Source organism: Paraburkholderia suaedae (genome assembly GCF_040812055.1).
Taxonomy (GTDB): Bacteria; Pseudomonadota; Gammaproteobacteria; order Burkholderiales; family Burkholderiaceae; genus Paraburkholderia.
The window spans coordinates 79,915-100,105 of sequence record NZ_JBFOAH010000004.1 but is presented as its reverse complement, the minus strand read 5'-3'; the positions used below and the strand labels follow the sequence as shown (position 1 = coordinate 100,105).

The window sequence follows — 20,191 nt, the reverse complement described above, 5'->3', positions numbered from 1 at the left end:
ACCTGCCGCTTTGGGCGGTGGTTTTCAGGCGCTCGCTCAAGCGCCGTTCAGCTCGGCGCGCTGCTGTTCACGCCGCGATCGCGGCCGGCAATTCGCTGCGCCCGCCGGTTCATTTGTCGTTGACGAGCCGCAGATAAATGTCCTCGAACCGCTCTCTCGCACGCGCCATGGTGAATTCGGAATGAATGCGGGCTTTTGCCATTTGACCCAGACGGGCGCGCGCCTCCGGCGTCATGTCGATGACGCGAGACAAGCCTGCGGCGAGCGCCTCGGCATCTTCCTTTGCGACGACGACCCCGGTGTCGGTCACCAGCATGGCGGCGTCCCCGACGTCTGTCACGACGCACGGCAAACCCATTGCCATCGCCTCTCCGACGACGTTCGGAAATCCCTCGGTGCGCGAGGATAGGCAAAAGACGTCCATGGCAGCGAGGCACGCAGGAACGTCGCTTCGCTCGCCAAGCAGCGCGAAGCGCGACTCATGCCCCGCCTTGGCGATCCAGTCGGCGAGTTCGCGATTGTTCGCGTCGAGCTCACGTCCGACCATCATGAACCGCACGTTCGGGTAACGCGCTGCCAGCAAGCCCGCAGCCCGCACGAAGTTGTGATGATCCTTGACCGGATGGAACCGCCCCAGGATGCCGATCACGAGTGAATCGCTTCGGAATCCGCATTGATTGCGGATCGCAGCCCGTTGCTCCGGTGACGCGCAGAAGCGTGCAACATCGAATCCGTTGGGCACGACGAGCATGCGGGTGGCGTCGTAGCCAACCGAGACATGCGCCCGGCGCGAGGCCTCGGCCGCGCATACGATGGTCTGCGGCACGAAGTACGAAAGCCATGCGCATATCTTTCGCAGAAAAACCGTAGCACGCGATCCGCCGGATCTGACCTCGGTAGTCCGCACACCCCAGACAATCCGCTTGTGAGCTGCGAGACGTCCTGCCAGGCCGCCGAGAAAGTCGGCGTGATACATCCACGTCTGGATGATGTCAGGTTGCAAAGTCCGTATCAGTTTCACGAGTCGCCACAACGCCCGAGGAAAACCGAGCGCGGATCGCATGCCCAGTACATGCACCTCGATACCGCGAGCGGAAAGCTGCTCGCCGACTTTGCCGGTCGTGGTCAGGGAACATACGATATGACGGAAGCGCGGTTGCTCGAGGTGCGACTCGATAAGACGCTGCAGCATGAGTTCAGCGCCGTCGGCGTTCAGCGCAACGATGACATGGAGAAGCTTCATTGGCCCCGCTGCCGTTTTTCTGGGAAAGGCCCGTCGCCACGCAATCGACGCAAGCGCCTTGCTGCCGGAGCAATGCTGCTACTGACGGGTACTGCCTGACGACGCGCTAGCCTGCTGGACGATCGCAAAGTCGACATCTCCTTTCGCGATGGCCACCCGAAGCAAGAGCCGCCCGGGTGCCCGCCTTCGATAAGCAATCAATGTAAGCCTGCGCCGATTGCCGGGTCTGTGCGCAGCCACACACCTTGGTCTTTGACGTCGGACGCGTTCGCACGGCGTCATGCGCGCCGCAGCGCTCCTCGCCAAGGAGCCCATTTGGGAAGGTGCGTTTTCAGATCGATGACGGTGATCGCGCCCGCCGCGTTCCACGTGTGAAGCCCTTGATGGCCGCGCGGCGGATTCCTGACCGAGATCGTCCGCTCACGATAGGTTGTGGTCGTGAGCTCCGTAATCTCTCGAAACGTCAGCGCGGCGCCGTACTCCCGCTCGCAATTCTGGGCGGGGCGAATCAGTCGCCCTTGCGCATCCTTGAACAGGTTTCCGGCCATGCGGGCGAGACGGCAATCGGACACGACGGGGTTCATTGGGTGCGCGGTCCATTCGCCGAACGGATTGTCTGCATGGAAAATCGACAATTCGTCCCAATTCGATCCCTCTCCCTCCAGCACACTCGTGAACATCCACCACGTGTGTCCGTCGTGATGGAGCGTGGTATCCGCCGCGACGATGTCGCGCATGATCACCTTGTGCAAGACCCAGTCGGTCGGGAAGGCGGACGCTTTATACATTTCGATCGTGCGGTTGCCACAGGTCTCCGGAATCATGAAGACCTCGCCTTGATGCTCGAAGAGAAACGGGTACGACAGGTGGTAAGCGCGATCGAGCACCACGCGCGGCGTGGTCTGCCAGGACTGTGTCGAAGGGTCCAGCGCGAGATGACTGATTACACCGCGTCCAGTGCGATAGGGAAGGCTTTCGAAAAACAGATGGTATTCGCCGTTATTCCCTTGCCAGACAAAAGGATCGGCCTGAAACTCGGTTGGCAGGCTGGGAAGCTTGATCCAGTTCCGCTTTTTTTCTCCCTCAGTGCCATTTTCCGCGCGCCATCCCGCCGATGCTTCGGCGCGCCGATAGGCTAATACCCAATGTCCGCGCTGAGCGAGCAGTTTCATAGGCTGGTTCAGCACCTTGCGGGTGAGATGACGAAGCGCAAAGGACACGGCGGACAGGCTCGACAATCTGGCCGGCTGTGCTCTGCCAGTCACGAGCGCAAAGTCGTCGATGGACGCGGCTACATCCAGCCGCTTTTGCGCTCTCGCCACCAGAACGGAAACACGTTCGATGCTCGTTCGCAGCGACTTCAAAAAGAACAGCTTCTCGGGAATCGCGACATACGATTCGGCCAGCAAGCGCATTTCGCCTGTATCAGGCGAGCTCCACACAACCTGAATATGCGGTGTCCGGCATTCGAGCAGCGCCTTCCACAGCGCGTCGATATTCTCGTGTCCGTCATACAGTACGGACAATGATGCGGAGCACGGACGATCGGGCGCAATCGCTTCTGACGGCTCGCGATAAAGCCGCTTTTCGATGCTCGTCCACCACCGAAGCATTAAAGGAAATGCGGATTGCGCCATGTGATTTCTCTTTTGCAACGGCGAGTTTTTTTCTTAGGTCCCGCTTCGTTCAAAGTCCGGGACCGCTTTTGTCCAAATGGATGCGCCTGTTCTTTTGCAACACCGCGCGCTTTGCCCGCGCAAACCGACGGCGCGTCTCGCAACGAACCGCCAATCGAATGCGTCGGAGCACCGGGGGCACGGAAGAGACTAACGTCTGTGGAAAGTGGCTGCAGTGCGGCATCGCACACAAGGTTCCGAAGCCGTTGCTACCAAAAGGAAACTTCGACCGTTGCGAACGAGAGCGGACCGCCCGACCATTAACCTGCCGACGCTATTGCAACAAACGCGACGTATCCCGCACGGGATAGAAGGCTTCGCTTGCTCACCGACGCGGCGACTCGCGTGTAGGTTCGCGAGTCGCGTCATGAGGCCGGGTCAATGCGCGCCGCTTGCGAAACCATGCGGGCTTTTTGTCCATTGCCCCATTCATTTTTTTCTTGTTCGAAGAAAAAATAATTTCGATAACTGCAGACAGTGCGATCAGAATGACTGCGACAAATACGATGGTCCCTATAACCGTGACAAAAGTCATGCTTCCCTCCTGTCTCTTCCATCTTTCGAAAAGCATCCTTTTCGGTAGACGCGATTCGGGAATCCGTTGATGCCATGTGCCATAGCACATGACAGGTCTTGAAGCGGCTTCGTGCCCTGGACCGTGGTGAGGGCCTCGCGCCCATCGGGAGAAGGAAAGTACGAATCAGCGGATCTCATGCTGGACCGTAGCGTATCAAGCTGCAGTAAACCGCGAGATAAAGCCACAACCGATTCTGCCATAGTCAAAATAAGCCAAAACCATCGAAATTGATGATCGCGCCAACCAATGGGCCGCGGGCCGAACCGCGCCTCGCGGCTCGCCGGTCAAGAAGCGATCAGTCTCCGCTAAAGAAAACACTGCAAGGCGCGTGGTCAGCCACTGTGTGTTGGGGTCTGTGTTTCGTAGACGTCTTCGTCGGACTCCGAGAACAGGACATCCGCTACTGCCAGCAACGAAAGCCCTACCACGGCGAAGAAGGCCACTGTCCCCATGAAAAAGCCGACAGTCTTCATGTACCCTCCGCCAGTCAAGAAGCAAATAATCGACGGTGCGTGCCAGGTGAATTGCCGCGCCCGCAAGCGACCCTCTCCGGCTCTAAAAACAAAAGAACCGCGTGTATGAGCGCGTGCGAACACTTCCACGGTACCACAGGTTCAAATCGCCAAAAACACCTTTGCTTCGCCGAGCGGCTTCGTTGGCCGTCAGCGAAGGCGAAGCGCCTATTGTGCAGACAAGTAGAGGGGTTGCGGCGACGGGAGCAGGATGATCGAGCGAGGAGGGGTTTCGACAAAAGACGTTCGGTTCGCGGGTCGGGTTGCGGATCAGGCAACGGCCCAGTTCAGGCAATGCTTGTGTGCCAACTCTTCGCGCCCGAGCGACATGCATCGTCGCCCTCACGTAGCCGCCAATAGCTGAACCCGATACCCGCTAGCAACGGGGCGCCGCCCGCTTCATAGCCGCTGCGCAAGCGCCAGAGGCGAGACAGCGCCTTTGCTCGACGAGGTCTTCGGATGGAGATCCCTAATGAACGTCTCGCTTAGCGCGATGATTTTCGCTGAGGCCCGTGGATCAAACAGCGCATGATCGACATCGTTAAAGACAGCGGCCTTCACCGTGGACGCTTCCGGGAGCTTTTTTCCATGTTTGCCGAAGTGCGCGTTGAGCTGGTCCAGACCGTCGTCGCCCGTGCCATACAGGAGGAGCGTGCGCACTTTTTTGCGTTCGAGTCCCCGAACGACGCCCTGCGGATCCGTGAGCGGCGGTTCGGTGGCAGCGCCGGCGCTGTTTCCCGCCAGGCCGATCACCTGCGAACGCAGCCGCGCGATCACGTTTGCGGCGAAGGCCTCGATGATCGGCTGCAGGCCGCGCTTGCCACTTAGCACGAGCCACCACTTGGTCGGCTTGAGTATCGCCGCCCCGAGCCGCGCCATCGTGTTGCGGTTCTGCTCCCGCAGTTCTTCGAGCGTCGTCCCCTCGGGAATATAGAAGCGCTGAAGGTTGACGGCGATGACGGCGCCAATCGCTGGCTCGATCAGTGATGCGCGCAATGCACTGTAGGCACCGGAGCATATCCCGAACGTGACCACCGTATCGAACCCCTTGTGCTTGAGCCATGCGGCCGCGGCCGCGACATCTTCGACGGTGGCATTCGAGTAGATCGATTCGGTCGTATCCAATGTTCCGTCCGGCGAGCGCGGCGGACTGTCCCCTATCCCCTGAGCATCCATGCGCATGGACGCAATGCCGCGGCGAGCCATTTCCCGCGCAACGCGCACCGACAGACGGCTGTCCCCATGATGCACGCTGGCTGCCGTGTTGGTGATCAGGAGTACGGGGCCGCCCGCCCGCCTTTCGCGCGGCTCGCACAACATGCCAAAAAGCCTGGCTCTGCCGAAGACGACCGGGCGCTCGATTGCTTCCGGTGTTTCGATGATCGCATGGCCGTCGGGACTGGTAACCGGCCGGGCAGCGGTGGTTGACCGGGCTGTCGTGCCCTCGCTCGCGGTGCGAGCGGCCGCGTTTTCGGCCACCCATTGCGCGGTTCTCGTGAGCGTCTTCACGGGTACGACGGACGACGCTGTTTCCTGCATGAAGTCGAAATAGTCGTCGAAGCTATGCGTTTCTACCTCGACGCCCCGCTTGCGCAGTGCAACGCATAGCGATTCGCTGGCCCCGGGACGCACGTCCGCCACGAGCACGCGCGCCGGCGTCACAGGCTCACGGCTCAATGCCGTAGCGAGATCGAAGGCGCTCAGGTGGCTGCAGAATTCATCGCTATAGACCTGTCCGAGCACGTTGAAGGGCGAATCGGGATGACCGTGCCGGACAGGCGGCGGAAGGTTTTCGAGCCACGTGCTGCGCAATGCCGTCAGCTCACGCAGATAGGTGCGCCCGCGCGTCACGGGTGCAAGCAACACGAGCGAATCCACCAGAGGATGATGCGATGCCAGCGCCGCCAGAGTCGCGCCGAGACGCAGCCCGCATAACGTCACCTTCGTCACTCCGGTTTCGCTTTTCAGGCGCTCGACCGCGGCACCGATATCCGCCACGAAGCCGTCGACCCCATCGCCTTCGCCGTCGTGGCCGGTCGAATCGCCGGTCGTCAGATAGTCGAAGCGCAGCACTGGAAGGTCGTGTGCAGATAGTCTCTCGGCCAGGTAGCGCATTGCCTTGTGTGCCCGAGACTGCTCATGTCCGAACGGACTGCACATCACGACGCCGTGTTTGCTTTCGCCCGGATGAATCCACCCGAAGCGTCCACCGAATACGATCGGCTTCATCGATTGTCTCGCTCCATCGATCATTGTTGTGCGCGCCTGCGCCGCAATGCGCATCCCCGGAAGGTTGTCGTTACACCGAACCGCGCGTTATTCTCTTTTTGCGTAACTCTGCTGCTGGCTTCATGCGGAAAGTTGTTCGTCGATTAAAAACCTTTTTCATTCGTCTGTTCGGTGCGGTGACGAACATGGTGCGAACAGCGGAGAAAAGCCGACTGGCAGGCTCTGCCAATCAACCGCGCTTGCGACGAGGCGCTGCGGATGCGGGTCGAATCCGCCAAACGCGCTGAACGTCCGCGACATGTGCGATGCCGATCTGCACTTTGATAAGGCCGCAGTCAACCTTCAACGAGAATGGTCACGCGACGATTGGCTGCCCGCGCCGCTGCATCATCGCCAATGATCAACGGAAAATTGTCGGCCCGGCCAATCGCGGCAAGGCGGTGCGCTGCTATGCCCTTGTCGGCGAAAAACCGCACGACGGCCCCGGCTCGCGCCGACGAAAGCTCCCAATTCGATTCGAATTTTGCAGTCGAAATGGGAACGCTGTCGGTATGACCTTCCACGAGAATGTTATGGGTCGAATGCAGCCGTAGGATCGTGGCAACCTGTGCCAACACGTCGGACGATTCCGGCAACAGGTGCGCATCACCCGTATTGAACAGGATCTTTGCGTTGATGGCTATTTCAACCCCGTGCGGCACACTCGAAATCGTGATCTGCCGCTTTTCACGCAGCGGTTCCAGTAACGACAGAAGCTGCTGTTTGCCGTCGGCCCGCTCCGGCGCGCGGGCGGCCACAGCGGCGGTTCGTTGCTGCTCGAAGAGTCTGGACTCGAGTTCCTTGTTTCTGGAGAGTTGCAGCACGTACAGCGCAAGGAACAACACCATCAACGTGGTAATCAGATCCGCGTATGAGATCAGCCAGCGCCCGGACTGCTCCCCGATATCGTCCTCATGGCCGGCTGTGTTCGCTTCGACGTGCTTGCTGTCGGAAGATATCTTCATTGATGAAAACGCTGCGTGGGATACATTGATTGGCCGCTGGCAGTGGGCTGGCAGGGCGACTACCCCAGTGACTCCGAGGCCCGTTCACGCACGTCGCCGGAGAGCCGGGTTTCGATGGTATGCGGCGATTCCTTGCGCGATATCGCCAGCAAGCCATCGCGATACAAGCGCCTGAAGCGCATTTCGCTATCCACCTGCGCGCGAATCTTGCCGTACAGCGGCAGGAATACCAGATTCGCCAGCGCGAGGCCGTAAAGCGTCGCGACGAACGCAACGGCGATTCCCCGCCCGAGTTCGGCAGGCTCGAGCATATGGCCAGTCACCTGGATAAGACCCAGGACCGCCCCGACGATCCCGAAGGTCGGCGCATAGCCGCCCGCCTGCTGCCAGATTCGCGCAGCCGCCATGTGGTTGCGCTCGTATGCGTCGAGTTCGCGTTGCAGCGCGTCTTCTAGCACGCCAGTCGTCACGCCGTTGGCGAGCAACTCCAGACCGCGTTTTGCGAACGCGCTGATGCCGTCGGCTTCGATCCCTTCAAAGACCAGCATGCCGTTGAGCTTCGCCTGGTCGCCCCATTCCAGCAGAATCGACAGGCTTTTTCGATCGACCGGCCGCACCTTCACGAAAGCGAGCCGCAATTGCTTCAGGCCGTCGTAAAACCTCGCCCAGGTGTTCTGGATCATCACGGCACCCAAGGTGCCCCCTAGCACGATGACGAATGCCTGCAATTGAAGAAGGGACGTGAATTGCCCGCCTTCCAGCGAAAATCCAACGACAAGTGCCGACACGCCGAACACCGCGCCGAAAAGCGTCAACAGGTCCATATATTCTCTAAATCGGTCGCTCCCGGATTCGCCTTGAACCCGGTTCTGGTTGTGGTGAGTGCGCGAGACTCAAACGCCCGTGGCCGACGCCTGCACTGCCTGTGCGGCGGGAGCTTTGAGCATTCGGACAGTGTCGAGAAAGCGTTCCTCGATCTCGGCGACTTCTGCCAGGTCGATCTTGATGTCGCGCCGCATCACCCACGACACCTCTTTCTTGCGCGCCTCGGTCATCACGGAAAGGAGACGTTCGGCGACCGGCTGACCCTCGAGAGCCGTGAGCAGCTTGGCAAGATCATAGGTATCGAATGCACTGATGGCTTCAAAAATGGTGCGCTGGTCGATGAACTCCAGGTCGTCGAGAGATTTCAGCTCACTCGCGCCACGCGAATTGCGCCGCGAGAAATAGGTAATGCCTTTTTCTTCGACGTAGTTCAGCACTTTGGTCTTACGGAATGCAAAAAGATCTTCTGCGATTTCCGAGTGAGACAGCTTGCTGAGAATCACTTTCTTCTCGACGCCGATCAGTGCTTCCAGATCGGACAACTCGATCAGTTCGAGCTCGCTGCTAATCGAGATGTCGAGCGTGGCGTCCGCCACCTGCTGGGCACGCTCGGTGATCCGCGTGGGATCGAAGGTCACGAGCTGGCGGCTCGTCGCACCGTCCTGCGCCGAATAGCGGCCCGGCGATACAGCGGCGCGATCGGACCGGCCCTGCTCCAGAGTGACGAGGTTGAGCTTCTCCATGCGCTTGAGCATGGCCATTGCGTGCGGGCGGGAATGGCCCGCGATCGCGTTGCACTTCTTGAGCACGTCAGGCAGCGGCACCGAAACCTCTTCACCTTGCGTGCGACGCCCGCGCCCTTCGAAACGATCAGCGATTTCCGGCGCAGCCATCAACGCCAGAACATGCGCGTACGACAGCACGCCCGGCAGGAAGTCGGCATGGGTGTACGTGGCGAGAATATCGTCCTTCTTCTTGCTGCGCCGGATCATGGTGCGCACGATATGGCGCAGCAAGGGCGACACCCGCTCGAGTTCCTCTTCGACCACCTCTGCGGCGATGACGGTCAATTGACAGAAGCTGAGCGCTTTCGCGGTATGCGCGCGCGGTTCGGGCGGCAACAACGCTGCTTCGCCGAAGAAGTCGCCTTTGCCGAGTACGGCGAGAACGACTTTCTTTTCGTCGCAGTGCGTGGAGATTTCGACTTTGCCGTCGGCGATCAGGTAGATGACGGGCTCGCCCGTGAAGCCTTCCGAATAGACGACTTCGCCCGGTGCCGCCGTACGTGACCTTGGCGTTCGCTGATGATTCACATGATTCCCCGAGGTCAATTTCTCGGACTGCGGGTCTAGAGTGCCGGCTAGTCCGATGGTCCAGTAGTTTGATGCTATAACGGCATGCGACGTGCATGTCTTTAGCCTTTCAACGCGAGCGTTGCGCTGATCAAGAAAAAGTCGGTAAGCAGCGCGGACCACGATGTTGCCCGACGTCTGAACGTGATGCATCTGCGCTTCTAAGTGGAAATCCCAGGTATCGCAACCACGAACGGCAAGATCCGCTTTCAACTCGCGGCAAAAGAGTGAGTCGAAGCAGGTTGTTGCCGCAGGTCAGATCACTACAGCACCGCCTCGCCTGATGTGATATTCGTCACAGCATCGGTTCAAATAACCCGATAGGCTGAACGTCGAGATATCACGTCCGTAAAGTCGCGCGCAGACGTGAGAGCCCGGTCCCGGTCCGGGAATCTGTGCCATGATCCCGCTCCGGTATCGCTGGCGTGCTAGCAAAAGCATCGACGATAACCCTTGAACCAATAACAGGATGTGTGCACGGCATGAGTTCGGCAGAGTCAGAGATGCAAATTCGCTCGCATGGCATCGTTGCGCGTCCTGGACATATTGAATCGCTGGATTGTCTGCGCGGCGTGAGCGCTTTACTTGTGGTGCTGTATCACTACCGCGAATTGCTGAACGATGTCATTCCGCACATCGGTAACACGTTGTTCGAGAATGGCCGAATCGGAGTGGACATCTTCTTTATCCTTTCCGGCTTTGTGATGTACACGACAACGCAAAGCGAGAAAAACCAGTTCGTCTTACCCTTCCTGCTCAAGCGCGCGTTCCGGGTTATCCCGCTGGCGTGGTTATTTATAGCCATACTGTTTATCGCTGACCCTGGCCTTGATAGGCATAGCCTGGTGCTTAGCCTGTTGTTCATTCCGTTGGCGAACAGCGACGCGCCGTTTTTCGGCTACAACATTCTGTCTCCCGCGTGGACGTTAAGCTACGAACTCTGGTTCTACGTCATGTTCGCGGCAGGCATGTTGGTGTGCAAGTCCCACCGCGGTCTGGCTGCAGCGGCAGTGTTGATCGGCTGTGTATTCGGGCTACAAAAACTGGCGCACTTTCCGCTGCACCTGGACGCCTATCCGACGCAGGTCTATGCCGGAAGTCTGCCGGTCCCCGCTCAACTGGTCAGCCAATTGAGCAGTCCGCTGTTTCTCGAATTTGTAGTGGGAATTCTTCTCGCCTACTTGTACGCCAACTTCAGGAAAACCTGGCTCGGTCTAAGCTCGCACTTGCGCACTCTGCTTTATCTCTTTTTGGCCGCCTATTTCTTGTCGCACTTCTTCTCCGGCTATGCAATGGGGCATGGTTTGACCAGAAAGGGTTTAGCCGCTCTTGCGATTTTTAGCGTGTATTTGTGCGCCGATTTTGATGGATTGCTCTCCAAGGCTCGCAATCTGGTCCGCGGGCCGAGCGACGTGTTCGTTTTCCTGGGTCGCATCTCTTTCAGCCTATATATCGTTCACGAGCCGCTACATCAACATATCGACATGATGCCGGTACTGGGCCCGCTTTTCCGGCTGGAGGGCGGGATGGGAAAGTTTGTCACCCTTCTGACCTTTTCCATTCTCGCGGCGTATGCGTCTTACTTGCTGGTAGAACGGCCCATGCAGCGATTGGGCAAATGGGTGGCCGCTCGTCTGTTCTCATCGGGCCAGCGCGAGCGTCTGTCGCCGATCGTCTAGTGGTCGTTGTCGAGCGAAGCTGAAGGGCCCCGCAAAGGCTGTGCGGCAAAGGCTTTGTTGTCGCTGCACGCGCGACATGCACCCGCCGATAGCCCGATAATGACTCTTCCATACGCTGCCCCCCCACCCGCCTAGAGGAGCTCGACACGATGTCCACCTACCAATCCAAAGTGCCGCGTGTGCTCTTGACGAACGACGACGGTATCGATGCGCCCGGCCTCGCCGTGCTCGAAGCCGTTGCCGCCGAACTCGCGCACGAAGTCTGGGTGGTCGCGCCCGAGCACGATCAGAGCGGCACATCGCATTCGATCAGTCTCCATTCGCCACTGCGCGTGAGCCGCCAGGGCGACCGGCGCTACGGCGTGACAGGCACGCCCGGCGATTGCGTCGTCATGGGCTTACGCCATCTGATGCGCGACGCGCCGCCCTCGCTGGTTTTGTCCGGCATCAACCGCGGCGGCAACCTCGGCGTCGAAACCATGTTTTCGGGCACGGTCGGCGCGGCGATGACTGGCCTGTTGCTCGGGCTACCGTCGTTCGCGCTCAGCCAGACGTTCAGCGCGCGCGAGAGCGTGCGCTGGGACACGGCGCGCGCGCTTGCGCCGGGCGTGGTTCGCCAGTTGCTCGCCATCGAGCACGCCGCGCCGACTTGCCTGAACATCAATTTCCCCGATGTCGATGCGGCGGCCGCCGGTCCGCTCACGCCGACCCGGCAAGGTGTGGGACTCGTCGAAGACATCGAGGTGCTGCCGCACGTCGACCCGCGCGGCATGGCGTATCACTGGCTGCGCTTTCAGCGCGGCGCGCGCGCGAACGAACCGGACAGCGAAACGGCCGTGGTCGCGTCGGGACGCGTGTCGGTCACGCCGTTGGCCTTCGATCGCACCGACGAAGCGACCTTCGCGCGGCTCGCCGCGTCGCTTCGTTGAATGTTCAGTAGGCAGCGCGCGTCGTTCGACGTCGAGCATCTGCTGTTGCGGGGCGACAGCATGCATTTGCCGCGGTTAAATGCGTCGACCCGCGACGCGTACGGCGGATCGCGCCGTGCGGTTCCCCGGAAGCTCCGCGTATGCCCACACTGCTGGCTGAGCGCCGCAGCGCATCGCGCGCGTCATTTTCGTGAGGTGTGAGCCGGCTGGAAGCACTGTATAAAAACACAGTATAATCATGGAACCGCAATCAGCCCGCTCGCCAACGCGCGCGCCGCGCGCCGCCTCAACCATGCTCTCGCAGCCAGCCCTCTTCGCCCCCGAGCCGCTAACCCTTCTTCGCGATCCGGAAGGCGGCATCCGCTACCTACCCGAGTCCATACCGGCCGACGTGGCCCAGCAATGGTTCGAACAGGCACTTCACAACGTCGGTTGGTTCAGTCAGCAACGCCGGATGTACGACCGCGACGTCGCCGTGCCCCGTTTGCTCGCCACCTTCTCGCGCGCGTCCGCGGACCTGCCCGCGCCCTTGGGCGAAGCGTTCGAAGCCGTGCGCGCACTCGTCGGCGCGCCGTTCAACCGGGTCGGTCTCAACCTGTATCGCGACGGCCATGACAGCGTCGCGCTTCACAGCGACAAGACGGACGGCCTGGTGCCCGCGCAGCCTATCGCAATCGTCTCGCTCGGCGCGCGCCGTCGCATGACTATCCGGCCGAAAACCGGCGGGAGCCGCAGCGTTCATGTCGAACTCGAGCCGGGAAGCTGTCTGGTGATGAGCTACGCATCGCAATTCACGCACGAGCACGGCATTCCCAAGCTCGCCGGTGCGTGCGGGCCGCGTATCAGTCTTGCGTTTCGCTGCTTCGCCGAGTGAGCGGGGCCGTGCGGCGCCCAAGGTGGCAACGGGGGATGGCGGTTCATCGTCGAAACCGCGACCGCTCATCGTCGCAGCGCGATGCGCTGCATTACATCAGGCCGCGCCGAGACCGGTCGGCAACACGCGCGCCATCGTTCGTGTCAGACGGCATAGACCTGCGGGTTTTCGGTGAGTGGCAAAAACGTTCCCGTGCGACCGTCGAGTGCCAGCATCACGCCGCTTTCGATATTGAAGATCCAGCCATGCAGCTGCAGCTTTTTGTTGGCGAGCCCCACGGCCACCGACGGATGTGTGCGGATATTGCTCAGTTGCGCGATCACGTTGTCCTTGACGAGCGCGTCGAGACGCTCGGCGTCGGAGTGATAGCTGCGCGACGCGTTGATTGCCTTGGCTGCATCCGCGTGACGCAGCCAGCTCGCCACCGCCGGCAGATGTTCGAGGTTCGTGCAGGTCGAAATCGCCGTCATCGCGCCGCAGTTGGAGTGACCGCATATCACGATGTCGCGCACACCCAAAACCGACACCGCGTATTCGACCGTGGCCGACACCCCGCCCGGCTCCGGGCCGTAGGAAGGCACGATATTACCGGCGTTGCGGATCACGAACAGCGCCCCCGGCTCCGTCTGCGTCAGCAGTTCGGGGACCACGCGGCTATCCGAGCAGGTCACGAAAAGCGTGCTCGGGCTTTGCGCCGCCGACAAACGCTTGAACAGCGAGATCTGCTGCGGAAAGACTTCAGTTTGAAAGCGGATGAAACCTTCAATGATTTCCTGCACGATGTTCTCCAGACAATCGGGAACTGGGTTCGCAATGCATGCGCGGGGATGCGGCGGCATGCCTGCTGTCGATGGTAATGACTATACGGTAGCCGGGCGGCCGGCGTGTCGCGTCGTTCCCGACTCGCCCGGCCCATTGGTACAGGTCTATCGGCGGCAATGCGCCGACCTGTGCGTCGAGCAAAGCGCCCGGCGCGCACGCGCCCGGGCCGCCACCGTCCGAGTCTCCGGTAGGGGTCGGGGCCTCGGTCTAAGCCCTGTTGAAGTCGCCGGTTTCGAGTTCCACGGACCGTCCGCCGTTTCTTTCGAGCACCCGCCGGGCAGCATTTTCAATCCGCGCGCGGTTGGCCTCGAAGGTGCCCACCAGATCGTGAGCCGAAGGACCACCGTTGCCAAAATGGTCGTTCAGCGCGTCCAGCGACACGCTGCACCAGACGTCCGCACCATCCACATTGGCCTGAAAAGCGACGCGAGCTGCCGCCACCACTTCACGGCGTCCGGTGAATTCGATTCTCATAATGATCCCCCAAGTGTCAAAGAGAGCGGTGAGTCCGCAAGCTCTGTGCCAAGCCGCCGCGCGCGTTGCGGCAGCGGCGAGCGGCGCCGAGCGAAGGTTCTCCGCCAGGTGCATACTCCCACTTCGGCCGCCAGACGCGGCCGCGCCGATGCGTCCCGGTCAACGCTGCTCATAGTCCGTAGGACGCGCCCAACACCCTGATACTAACGCCTCCATGTCCCGCAGCCCTCAATCATCGCGCGCGCCCGTCATTGCCGCCGTGATGGCGTCCATGGCGATGGTCGCCATCGAAGCCACCATCGTCTCCACCGCCATGCCGCAGATCGTCGCCCAACTGGGCGATCTGCATCTGTATAGCTGGGTCTTTTCCTCGTTCCTGCTCACGCAAACCGCGATGACCGTGGTGTTCGGCAAGCTCGCCGATCTGCTCGGACGCAAGCCGGTGATGCTCGCCGGCATCGCGATCTTCCTGCTCGGCTCGGTGCTTGCGGGCTTCGCGTGGTCGATGCCGGCCATGATCGTGTTCCGCCTGATCCAGGGCGTCGGCGCGGGCGCGATCCAGCCCGTCACGCTGACCATCGTCGGCGATCTGTATCCGGCGCGCGAACGCGGCAAGGTGCAGGGCTACCTCGCCAGCGTGTGGGCGATCTCGGCGGTGATCGGGCCGATGGTCGGCGGCTTCATCATTCACAACCTGTCGTGGGCGTGGATCTTCTGGATGAACGTGCCGATCGGCCTTGCATCGGCCGCGGGCTTCGTTGCGTTCCTGCGCGAGCCCGAACGGCACGGGCGTCCGTCGATCGATTTCGGCGGCGCGGCGCTCTTCATGGCGGCGATCGCCGCGTTGATGATGGCACTGACCTATGCCGGCGACGACCAGGCCACCAGAGCATTTTTCGCAGCCGGCGCGTTCCTGCTGTGCGTGCTGTTTTTCGTGCTGCAGGAGCGCCGCGCGGCTGAACCGATGATCTCGTTCGCGCTGTGGAGCAGAAGGCCAATCGCCGCGTGCAACGGCTCGACGTTGCTATCCGGCATGATCCTGATGGGCGCCACCACGTTCCTGCCGATGTACGTGCAAGGCGTGCTGCACCGGTCGCCCGTGGTCGCCGGCCTCTCGCTGACGATGATGATGGTCGGCTGGCCGACGGGCGCGACGCTCGCCGCGAAGTCGTTCCACCGCGTCGGCTTGCGGCGCATTCTGGTCGGCGGCAGCGCGTTCGTGCCGCTCGGTGCGGCGCTGCTGCTGTTCCTGTCGCCCGGCGGCTCGCCGCTCATCGCCGCGTTCGGCTCGCTGATCATGGGCTTCGGCATGGGCACGTCGAGCGTCAGTTCGCTAATGCTGATCCAGGAAATCGTGGCGATCGACGAACGCGGCAGCGCCACCGCGTCGAATATCTTCTCGCGCAATCTCGGCAGCACGCTCGGCGCGACGCTGTTTGGCGCGGTGCTCAACTTCGGGCTCGCTCATTCGAAGGGCGCGGCGGCAGTTACCTCGGACCAGTTGAAGGCACTGCTGCAGAACCAGGCCGCGAGTCTCGGCGACAGCGACATGATCCGCCAGGTATTGCATCAGTCGCTGCATCTGACGTTTTTGTCGATCTTCGTGATCGCGATTTTCGTGGTCGCGCTGCTGACTTTCGTGCCGCCGATCAGCATCGGGCTTGCGAAGAAAAAGCCGGTTCAAGCGTTGTCGCCGATCGAGGACTAGTTCGTGCGCGGAGTCGCGGTCGTGCCGCGCGCCTGGCTCGGTCGCCCGCGCGGGTTCGACCAGAGCATGGCGCGCCGCACGCAATGTCCGCGATGAAGCCATCGCGGCAGGACTCTCGCGCGGATGCCGATCAGCCGCCCTTCGCGTACAGCGTCGACTCGGCGAAACCTTCGGCAGCCAGCACGTCGCCGACCAGAATCAGCGCAGTCCGCTCGATCGCGCTCGATTGCACTTTGCCGACGATATCGTCGAGCGTTCCGGTGATCTTCTCCTCATCCGGCCAGCTCGCCCGATAGATCACCGCGATCGGACATGCGCCGCCGTAATGCGGCCGCAATTCATCGACGATGCGCGCGAGATGCCGTACGCCGAGATGGATCGCCATGGTCGCGCGATGCCGCGCCAGGTCCGCGAGCTGCTCGCCTTCGGGCATCGTCGTTTTGCTCGCGTAGCGCGTGAGGATCACCGTCTGCGACACGTCTGGCAGGGTCAGTTCACAACCGAGCGCCGCCGCGCATGCTGCCGTGGCGGTCACACCCGGCACGATCTCGTAGGGAATCTGCAACTCGCGCAAGCGGCGGATCTGCTCGCCGATCGCGCCGTACAGCGACGGGTCGCCTGAATGTACGCGCGCCACGTGCTGGCCTTTGTCATGCGCGGCCTCGAGCAACGCGACGATCTGGTCGAGATCGAGTTCCGCAGTATTGACGACCTGCTGCGCGCTGTGCCCATCTAGCACCGCGGCCGGCACGAGCGACCCCGCGTACAGGATCACGGGGCAATCGCGCACGAGCCGCTGGCCTTTGACCGTAATGAGTTCCGGGTCGCCTGGGCCCGCGCCGATAAAAAACACCGTCATTGAGTACTCCAATCGTTCATTGGGCTGCGCGGCCGGCCGCGTGCGGCCCTGTGCGAAGTTCGACCCGATGCGCCCGCAAAGCGTCCCGCAGATCGGCCAGGCATTCGAATTCACGCTCGACCTGGGGCAACGCCGGACGGCGCAACATGATGACCGGCAAGCCGCGTTCACGCGCGACTTCGAGTTTCGCCTCGGTCGCGCTGCCGCCGCTGTTCTTGCTGACCACCACGTCGAACCCTTGCAGCGCGAACAGCGCGCGTTCGCCTTCGAGCGTGAACGGCCCGCGCGCCGCGAGGATGCGCGCACGCGCGTGATCCGGCTGCGGATCGAGACAGCGCACCGTCCAGAACTGCCGCGGCGCAATCTCGTCGAGATGCGCGAGCGGTTCGCGGCCGAGCGTGAAAAGCGGCCGCCGGAATGGCGCGAGCGCCGCTGTCAGCTCGTTCCAGTCGCTGACCATGCGCCAGTCGTCGCCGGCTTGCGGCTGCCAGGGCGGGCGACGCAGCGCCCAGCACGGCACACGCGCCGCACGGCATGCGTCGAACGCATTGGCGCTGATGCGAGCAGCGTACGGATGCGTCGCGTCGAGCACGAGGCCGATCCCTTCGCTTTCGAGGTAGCGCGCCATGCCCTCGGCGCCGCCGAACCCGCCCACCCGCACGGCGCAGCACAGATCATCCGGCACCTTGCCGAGGCCCGCGAGACTGTACACGTGCATGGGGCCCAATTCGCGAGCGATCTTCAACGCGTCGCCGGTGCCGCCGAGCAACAGGACCCGCGTCACTGCGCCGCTCCGATGAGCCTGCCCTGACGGTCGATCGCGAACATCTCGACGTGGACCTGCGGCGGCACGATCGCGCGCGCCACCGCCAACGCGTGCCGGCAGACGATATCGCCGAGCGGCACCTGCTGCGCGAGCGCCAGCGCGACTGCCTGCTGACTGGTGTTGGCTGCGCGGATCTGCGCCTGCAGCGCGGCCTCGGCGCCGTGTTCGGCGGCCCAGGTCGCCAGCCGTTCGAGATCGATGCTCGAATTGCGGCTATGCAGATCGAGGTGGCCCGCCGCCAGCTTGCTGAGTTTGCCGAAGCCGCCGCATACGCTCAACCGTTCGACAGGCGCGCGCTTCATGTGCTTGAACACCGCGCCGACGAAGTCGCCCATCTCGATCAGCGCGATATCCGGCAGACGATAAAGCGCGCGCATTGCGTCTTCGCTCGCGTTGCCCGTGCAGGCCGCCACATGCATGTAACCGTTCGCGCGCGCGACGTCGATGCCCTGATGGATCGACGCGATATAGGCCGAGCACGAGAACGGCCGGACGATGCCAGTGGTGCCGAGAATCGACAGGCCGCCGAGAATGCCCAGCCGCGGGTTCATCGTTTTGAGCGCGAGCTGCTCGCCGCCTTCGACACCGATCGTCACCTCGAAGCCGCCGCGATACGCGTGCTCCGTCGCGAGTTCGGTCAGATGGTCGGTGATCATTTTGCGCGGCACAGGGTTGATTGCCGGCTCGCCGACCGGCAGCGTCAAGCCTGCGCGCGTCACCGTGCCGACGCCGGGTCCGGCGCGAAACGTCACGCCCGGCTCGGGCCGCAGACGCACGCGGGCGAACACCAGTGCGCCGTGCGTCACGTCGGGGTCGTCGCCGGCATCCTTGATGGTGCCCGCTTCGGCGCCCTCCTCGATGATGCGGCAAAACACCAGCGGCATCGGCACATGCTGGCCCTTCGGCAGCACGATCTCCGCCACGTCGCTGACCACCCCGGCCAGCAGCAGACGCGCCGCCGCCAGCGACGTCGCGGTCGCGCAACTGCCCGTCGTGTAGCCGCTACGCAGCGGCGCGGGTTGTTCGGGAGATTCTTCGCGCATCAGGGTTGTCTGGATGGAGCCGCGGTCGCGGTGAGCGCGGCACGGCTGGCCATGTCGCCGCCAGCGCCGTCAACGGCGCTGGCGCCTGCCGTATCAGTATGGCCGCCCGCCCCTTTGATCGCTTCGAGCATCGTGATCGGCAACGCCTGGCGCCAGGTATCGAATCCGCCGAGCGGTTGCGCGTGCGCCAGCGCGATCCGCGTCAGCGTGCCGCCGTGCCGCTCGCGCCACGCGGTGAGCGCGCCCTCGCCCTGCAACGTGACGGCGTTCGCGACCAGCCTGCCGCCGTCGCGCAGACGCGCCCAGCACGCGTCCAGCACGTCCGGCGCCGTCACGCCACCGCCGATGAACACGGCATCCGGCGCAGGCAGCCCCTGCAGCGCATCGGGCGCGCGGCCGGCGACGAGTTGCAGCCCCGGCACCCCCAACGCATCGCGATTGTGTTCGATGAAGCGCTGCCGCTCGGCATGGGCTTCGATTGCGATCGCGCGGCAAGCGGGATGCGCGCGCATCCACTCGATGCCGATCGAGCCGCTGCCCGCCCCCACGTCCCACAACAATTCGCCCGGCGTCGGCGCGAGGCGTGCGAGCGTGATCGCGCGCACGTCGCGCTTGGTCAACTGGCCGTCGTGGAGGAAGGCGTCGTCTGGTAAGCCACTGGTGAGCGGCAGACGCGGTGCGTTTGCCGCCGCACGGCATTCGAGCGCGATCAGGTTCAGCGCCGCGACGTCGCCCGCGGGCCATTCATCCGCGCGACCGTCGAGGCGGCGCTCGGATTCGCCGCCCAGGTGTTCCAGCACGATCATGCGGGTCGCACCGAAGCCGCGCGCGCTCAACTGTTCGGCGAGCGCCGCGGGCGTGCGGCCGTCCGCGCTCAGCACGAACACGCGCGCGCCGTCGCGCAAATGCGAGTTCAGCGACGCCTGTGGCCGGCCCACCAGCGAGACCGTCGCGACCTCCTGCAACGGCCAGCCGAGCCGCGCGGCCGCCAGCGACAACGACGACGGCGCGGGCAGCACGCGCAATTCATCGGCCGGCAACTGCCGCGCCAAGCTCGCGCCGACGCCGAATAGCATCGGATCGCCGCTCGCCAGCACGCACACGGCGCGGCCGCGCTCGGCCAGCAGCGGCGCGAGATCGAATGGGCGCGGCCAGCTGGCGCGGCGCGCGGCGAGCCGTGCGGGCAGCATCGCCAGATGACGCTCGCCGCCAAATACCACCGATGCGCTCAGCAAAGCCCGCCGCGCCGGCCGCCCCAGACCGGCGAAGCCGTCATCGCCAATGCCCACCACAGTCAGCCACGCGGGCATGCAACCATCCTCATTCTGTACGTTCAACTAGTGCGCTAGGCCACGCCGGTCACAGCGTTCGGCGTGGTTGCGCGGTTCGAAAAAAGGCATCATACAGCGCCGATGCGCTCCGGCGCCGAGGACGGACGGCAGTGCAAGTGGTGACTGCTGCGGCAACGGTGCGTGATGAGGTCCGGCACGTCGCGAACATGCAGCCATTTGGCGACTGCCCGGTGCAAAGCTAGATGCGCCACCTCCAGGCGCGGCGCG

General features: G+C 62.8%; 18 protein-coding genes. 4 read left to right on the top strand and 14 right to left on the bottom strand.

Annotation, left to right across the window (positions count from 1 at the left end; all coding sequences use genetic code 11):
* Window positions 1–109 precede the first annotated feature (109 nt).
* The 8 genes from ABQJ48_RS07820 to ABQJ48_RS07785 form a co-directional block, all read right to left on the bottom strand.
* On the bottom strand, window positions 110–1,243 hold the full coding sequence (locus ABQJ48_RS07820; protein WP_367837117.1) for a glycosyltransferase family 4 protein: 1,134 nt from the start codon (window positions 1,241–1,243) through the stop codon (window positions 110–112).
* A 278-nt stretch (window positions 1,244–1,521) separates the two neighbouring features.
* A complete protein-coding gene (locus ABQJ48_RS07815; RefSeq protein WP_367837116.1) occupies window positions 1,522–2,481 on the bottom strand; it encodes a glucosamine inositolphosphorylceramide transferase family protein in 960 nt (319 codons plus the stop codon).
* Between the two features lie 763 nt (window positions 2,482–3,244).
* Window positions 3,245–3,454 (bottom strand): hypothetical protein, encoded by a 210-nt coding sequence (locus ABQJ48_RS07810; protein WP_367837115.1) that lies wholly within the window; start codon window positions 3,452–3,454, stop codon window positions 3,245–3,247.
* Between the two features lie 374 nt (window positions 3,455–3,828).
* Complete coding sequence (locus ABQJ48_RS07805) at window positions 3,829–3,969, bottom strand: hypothetical protein (protein WP_367837114.1); 141 nt, start codon at window positions 3,967–3,969, stop codon at window positions 3,829–3,831.
* A 438-nt stretch (window positions 3,970–4,407) separates the two neighbouring features.
* Window positions 4,408–6,237: a serine aminopeptidase domain-containing protein gene (locus tag ABQJ48_RS07800; protein WP_367837113.1), complete on the bottom strand. Its 1,830-nt coding sequence runs from the start codon at window positions 6,235–6,237 to the stop codon at window positions 4,408–4,410.
* A 335-nt stretch (window positions 6,238–6,572) separates the two neighbouring features.
* Window positions 6,573–7,241 (bottom strand): OmpA family protein, encoded by a 669-nt coding sequence (locus ABQJ48_RS07795; protein ID WP_367837112.1) that lies wholly within the window; start codon window positions 7,239–7,241, stop codon window positions 6,573–6,575.
* A gap of 59 nt (window positions 7,242–7,300) precedes the next feature.
* Entirely contained in the window at window positions 7,301–8,065 is a 765-nt protein-coding gene (locus ABQJ48_RS07790; RefSeq protein ID WP_367837110.1) for a flagellar motor protein, read from the bottom strand.
* Window positions 8,066–8,134: 69 nt separating this feature from the next.
* Window positions 8,135–9,379, bottom strand: a complete 1,245-nt coding sequence (locus ABQJ48_RS07785; RefSeq protein ID WP_367837108.1) for a cyclic nucleotide-binding domain-containing protein — start codon at window positions 9,377–9,379, stop codon at window positions 8,135–8,137.
* A 521-nt stretch (window positions 9,380–9,900) separates the two neighbouring features.
* Here ABQJ48_RS07785 and ABQJ48_RS07780 point away from each other — a divergent pair.
* The 3 genes from ABQJ48_RS07780 to ABQJ48_RS07770 all read left to right on the top strand — a co-directional run bounded on the left by ABQJ48_RS07780 (window position 9,901) and on the right by ABQJ48_RS07770 (window position 12,900).
* Window positions 9,901–11,097 (top strand): acyltransferase family protein, encoded by a 1,197-nt coding sequence (locus ABQJ48_RS07780; RefSeq protein ID WP_367837106.1) that lies wholly within the window; start codon window positions 9,901–9,903, stop codon window positions 11,095–11,097.
* Between the two features lie 149 nt (window positions 11,098–11,246).
* Window positions 11,247–12,026 carry a 5'/3'-nucleotidase SurE gene (gene surE / locus ABQJ48_RS07775; RefSeq protein WP_367837105.1) on the top strand — a complete coding sequence of 260 codons (780 nt, stop codon included), beginning with the start codon at window positions 11,247–11,249 and terminating at the stop codon, window positions 12,024–12,026.
* 292 nt (window positions 12,027–12,318) lie between these two features.
* A complete protein-coding gene (locus tag ABQJ48_RS07770) occupies window positions 12,319–12,900 on the top strand; it encodes an alpha-ketoglutarate-dependent dioxygenase AlkB family protein (RefSeq protein WP_367837423.1) in 582 nt (193 codons plus the stop codon).
* A gap of 143 nt (window positions 12,901–13,043) precedes the next feature.
* On the opposite strand, the gene ABQJ48_RS07765 is transcribed toward ABQJ48_RS07770, so the two are convergent.
* Together ABQJ48_RS07765 and ABQJ48_RS07760 are read right to left on the bottom strand one after the other, a co-directional pair.
* Window positions 13,044–13,679 carry a carbonic anhydrase gene (locus ABQJ48_RS07765; protein ID WP_367837104.1) on the bottom strand — a complete coding sequence of 212 codons (636 nt, stop codon included), beginning with the start codon at window positions 13,677–13,679 and terminating at the stop codon, window positions 13,044–13,046.
* 250 nt (window positions 13,680–13,929) lie between these two features.
* Entirely contained in the window at window positions 13,930–14,196 is a 267-nt protein-coding gene (locus tag ABQJ48_RS07760; RefSeq protein WP_367837103.1) for a DUF1488 family protein, read from the bottom strand.
* 214 nt (window positions 14,197–14,410) lie between these two features.
* Between ABQJ48_RS07760 and ABQJ48_RS07755 the strand changes: the two genes are divergently transcribed.
* A complete protein-coding gene (locus ABQJ48_RS07755; RefSeq protein WP_367837102.1) occupies window positions 14,411–15,904 on the top strand; it encodes an MDR family MFS transporter in 1,494 nt (497 codons plus the stop codon).
* Between the two features lie 130 nt (window positions 15,905–16,034).
* Here the strand turns inward: ABQJ48_RS07755 and cobM are convergent, their stop codons facing one another.
* Genes cobM through cbiE form a run of 4 tightly spaced genes read right to left on the bottom strand, consistent with a single transcriptional unit; the run spans window position 16,035 to window position 19,942 of the window.
* Entirely contained in the window at window positions 16,035–16,763 is a 729-nt protein-coding gene (gene cobM / locus ABQJ48_RS07750) for a precorrin-4 C(11)-methyltransferase (protein ID WP_367837101.1), read from the bottom strand.
* 16 nt (window positions 16,764–16,779) lie between these two features.
* Complete coding sequence (locus tag ABQJ48_RS07745) at window positions 16,780–17,547, bottom strand: cobalt-precorrin-6A reductase (protein ID WP_367837100.1); 768 nt, start codon at window positions 17,545–17,547, stop codon at window positions 16,780–16,782.
* Entirely contained in the window at window positions 17,544–18,632 is a 1,089-nt protein-coding gene (locus ABQJ48_RS07740; protein ID WP_367837099.1) for a cobalt-precorrin-5B (C(1))-methyltransferase, read from the bottom strand. Before ABQJ48_RS07740 ends, ABQJ48_RS07745 begins: the two co-directional genes overlap by 4 nt.
* Window positions 18,632–19,942, bottom strand: coding sequence for a precorrin-6y C5,15-methyltransferase (decarboxylating) subunit CbiE (gene cbiE, locus ABQJ48_RS07735; protein ID WP_367837098.1), 1,311 nt, complete (start codon window positions 19,940–19,942; stop codon window positions 18,632–18,634). Before cbiE ends, ABQJ48_RS07740 begins: the two co-directional genes overlap by 1 nt.
* Window positions 19,943–20,191 lie beyond the last annotated feature (249 nt).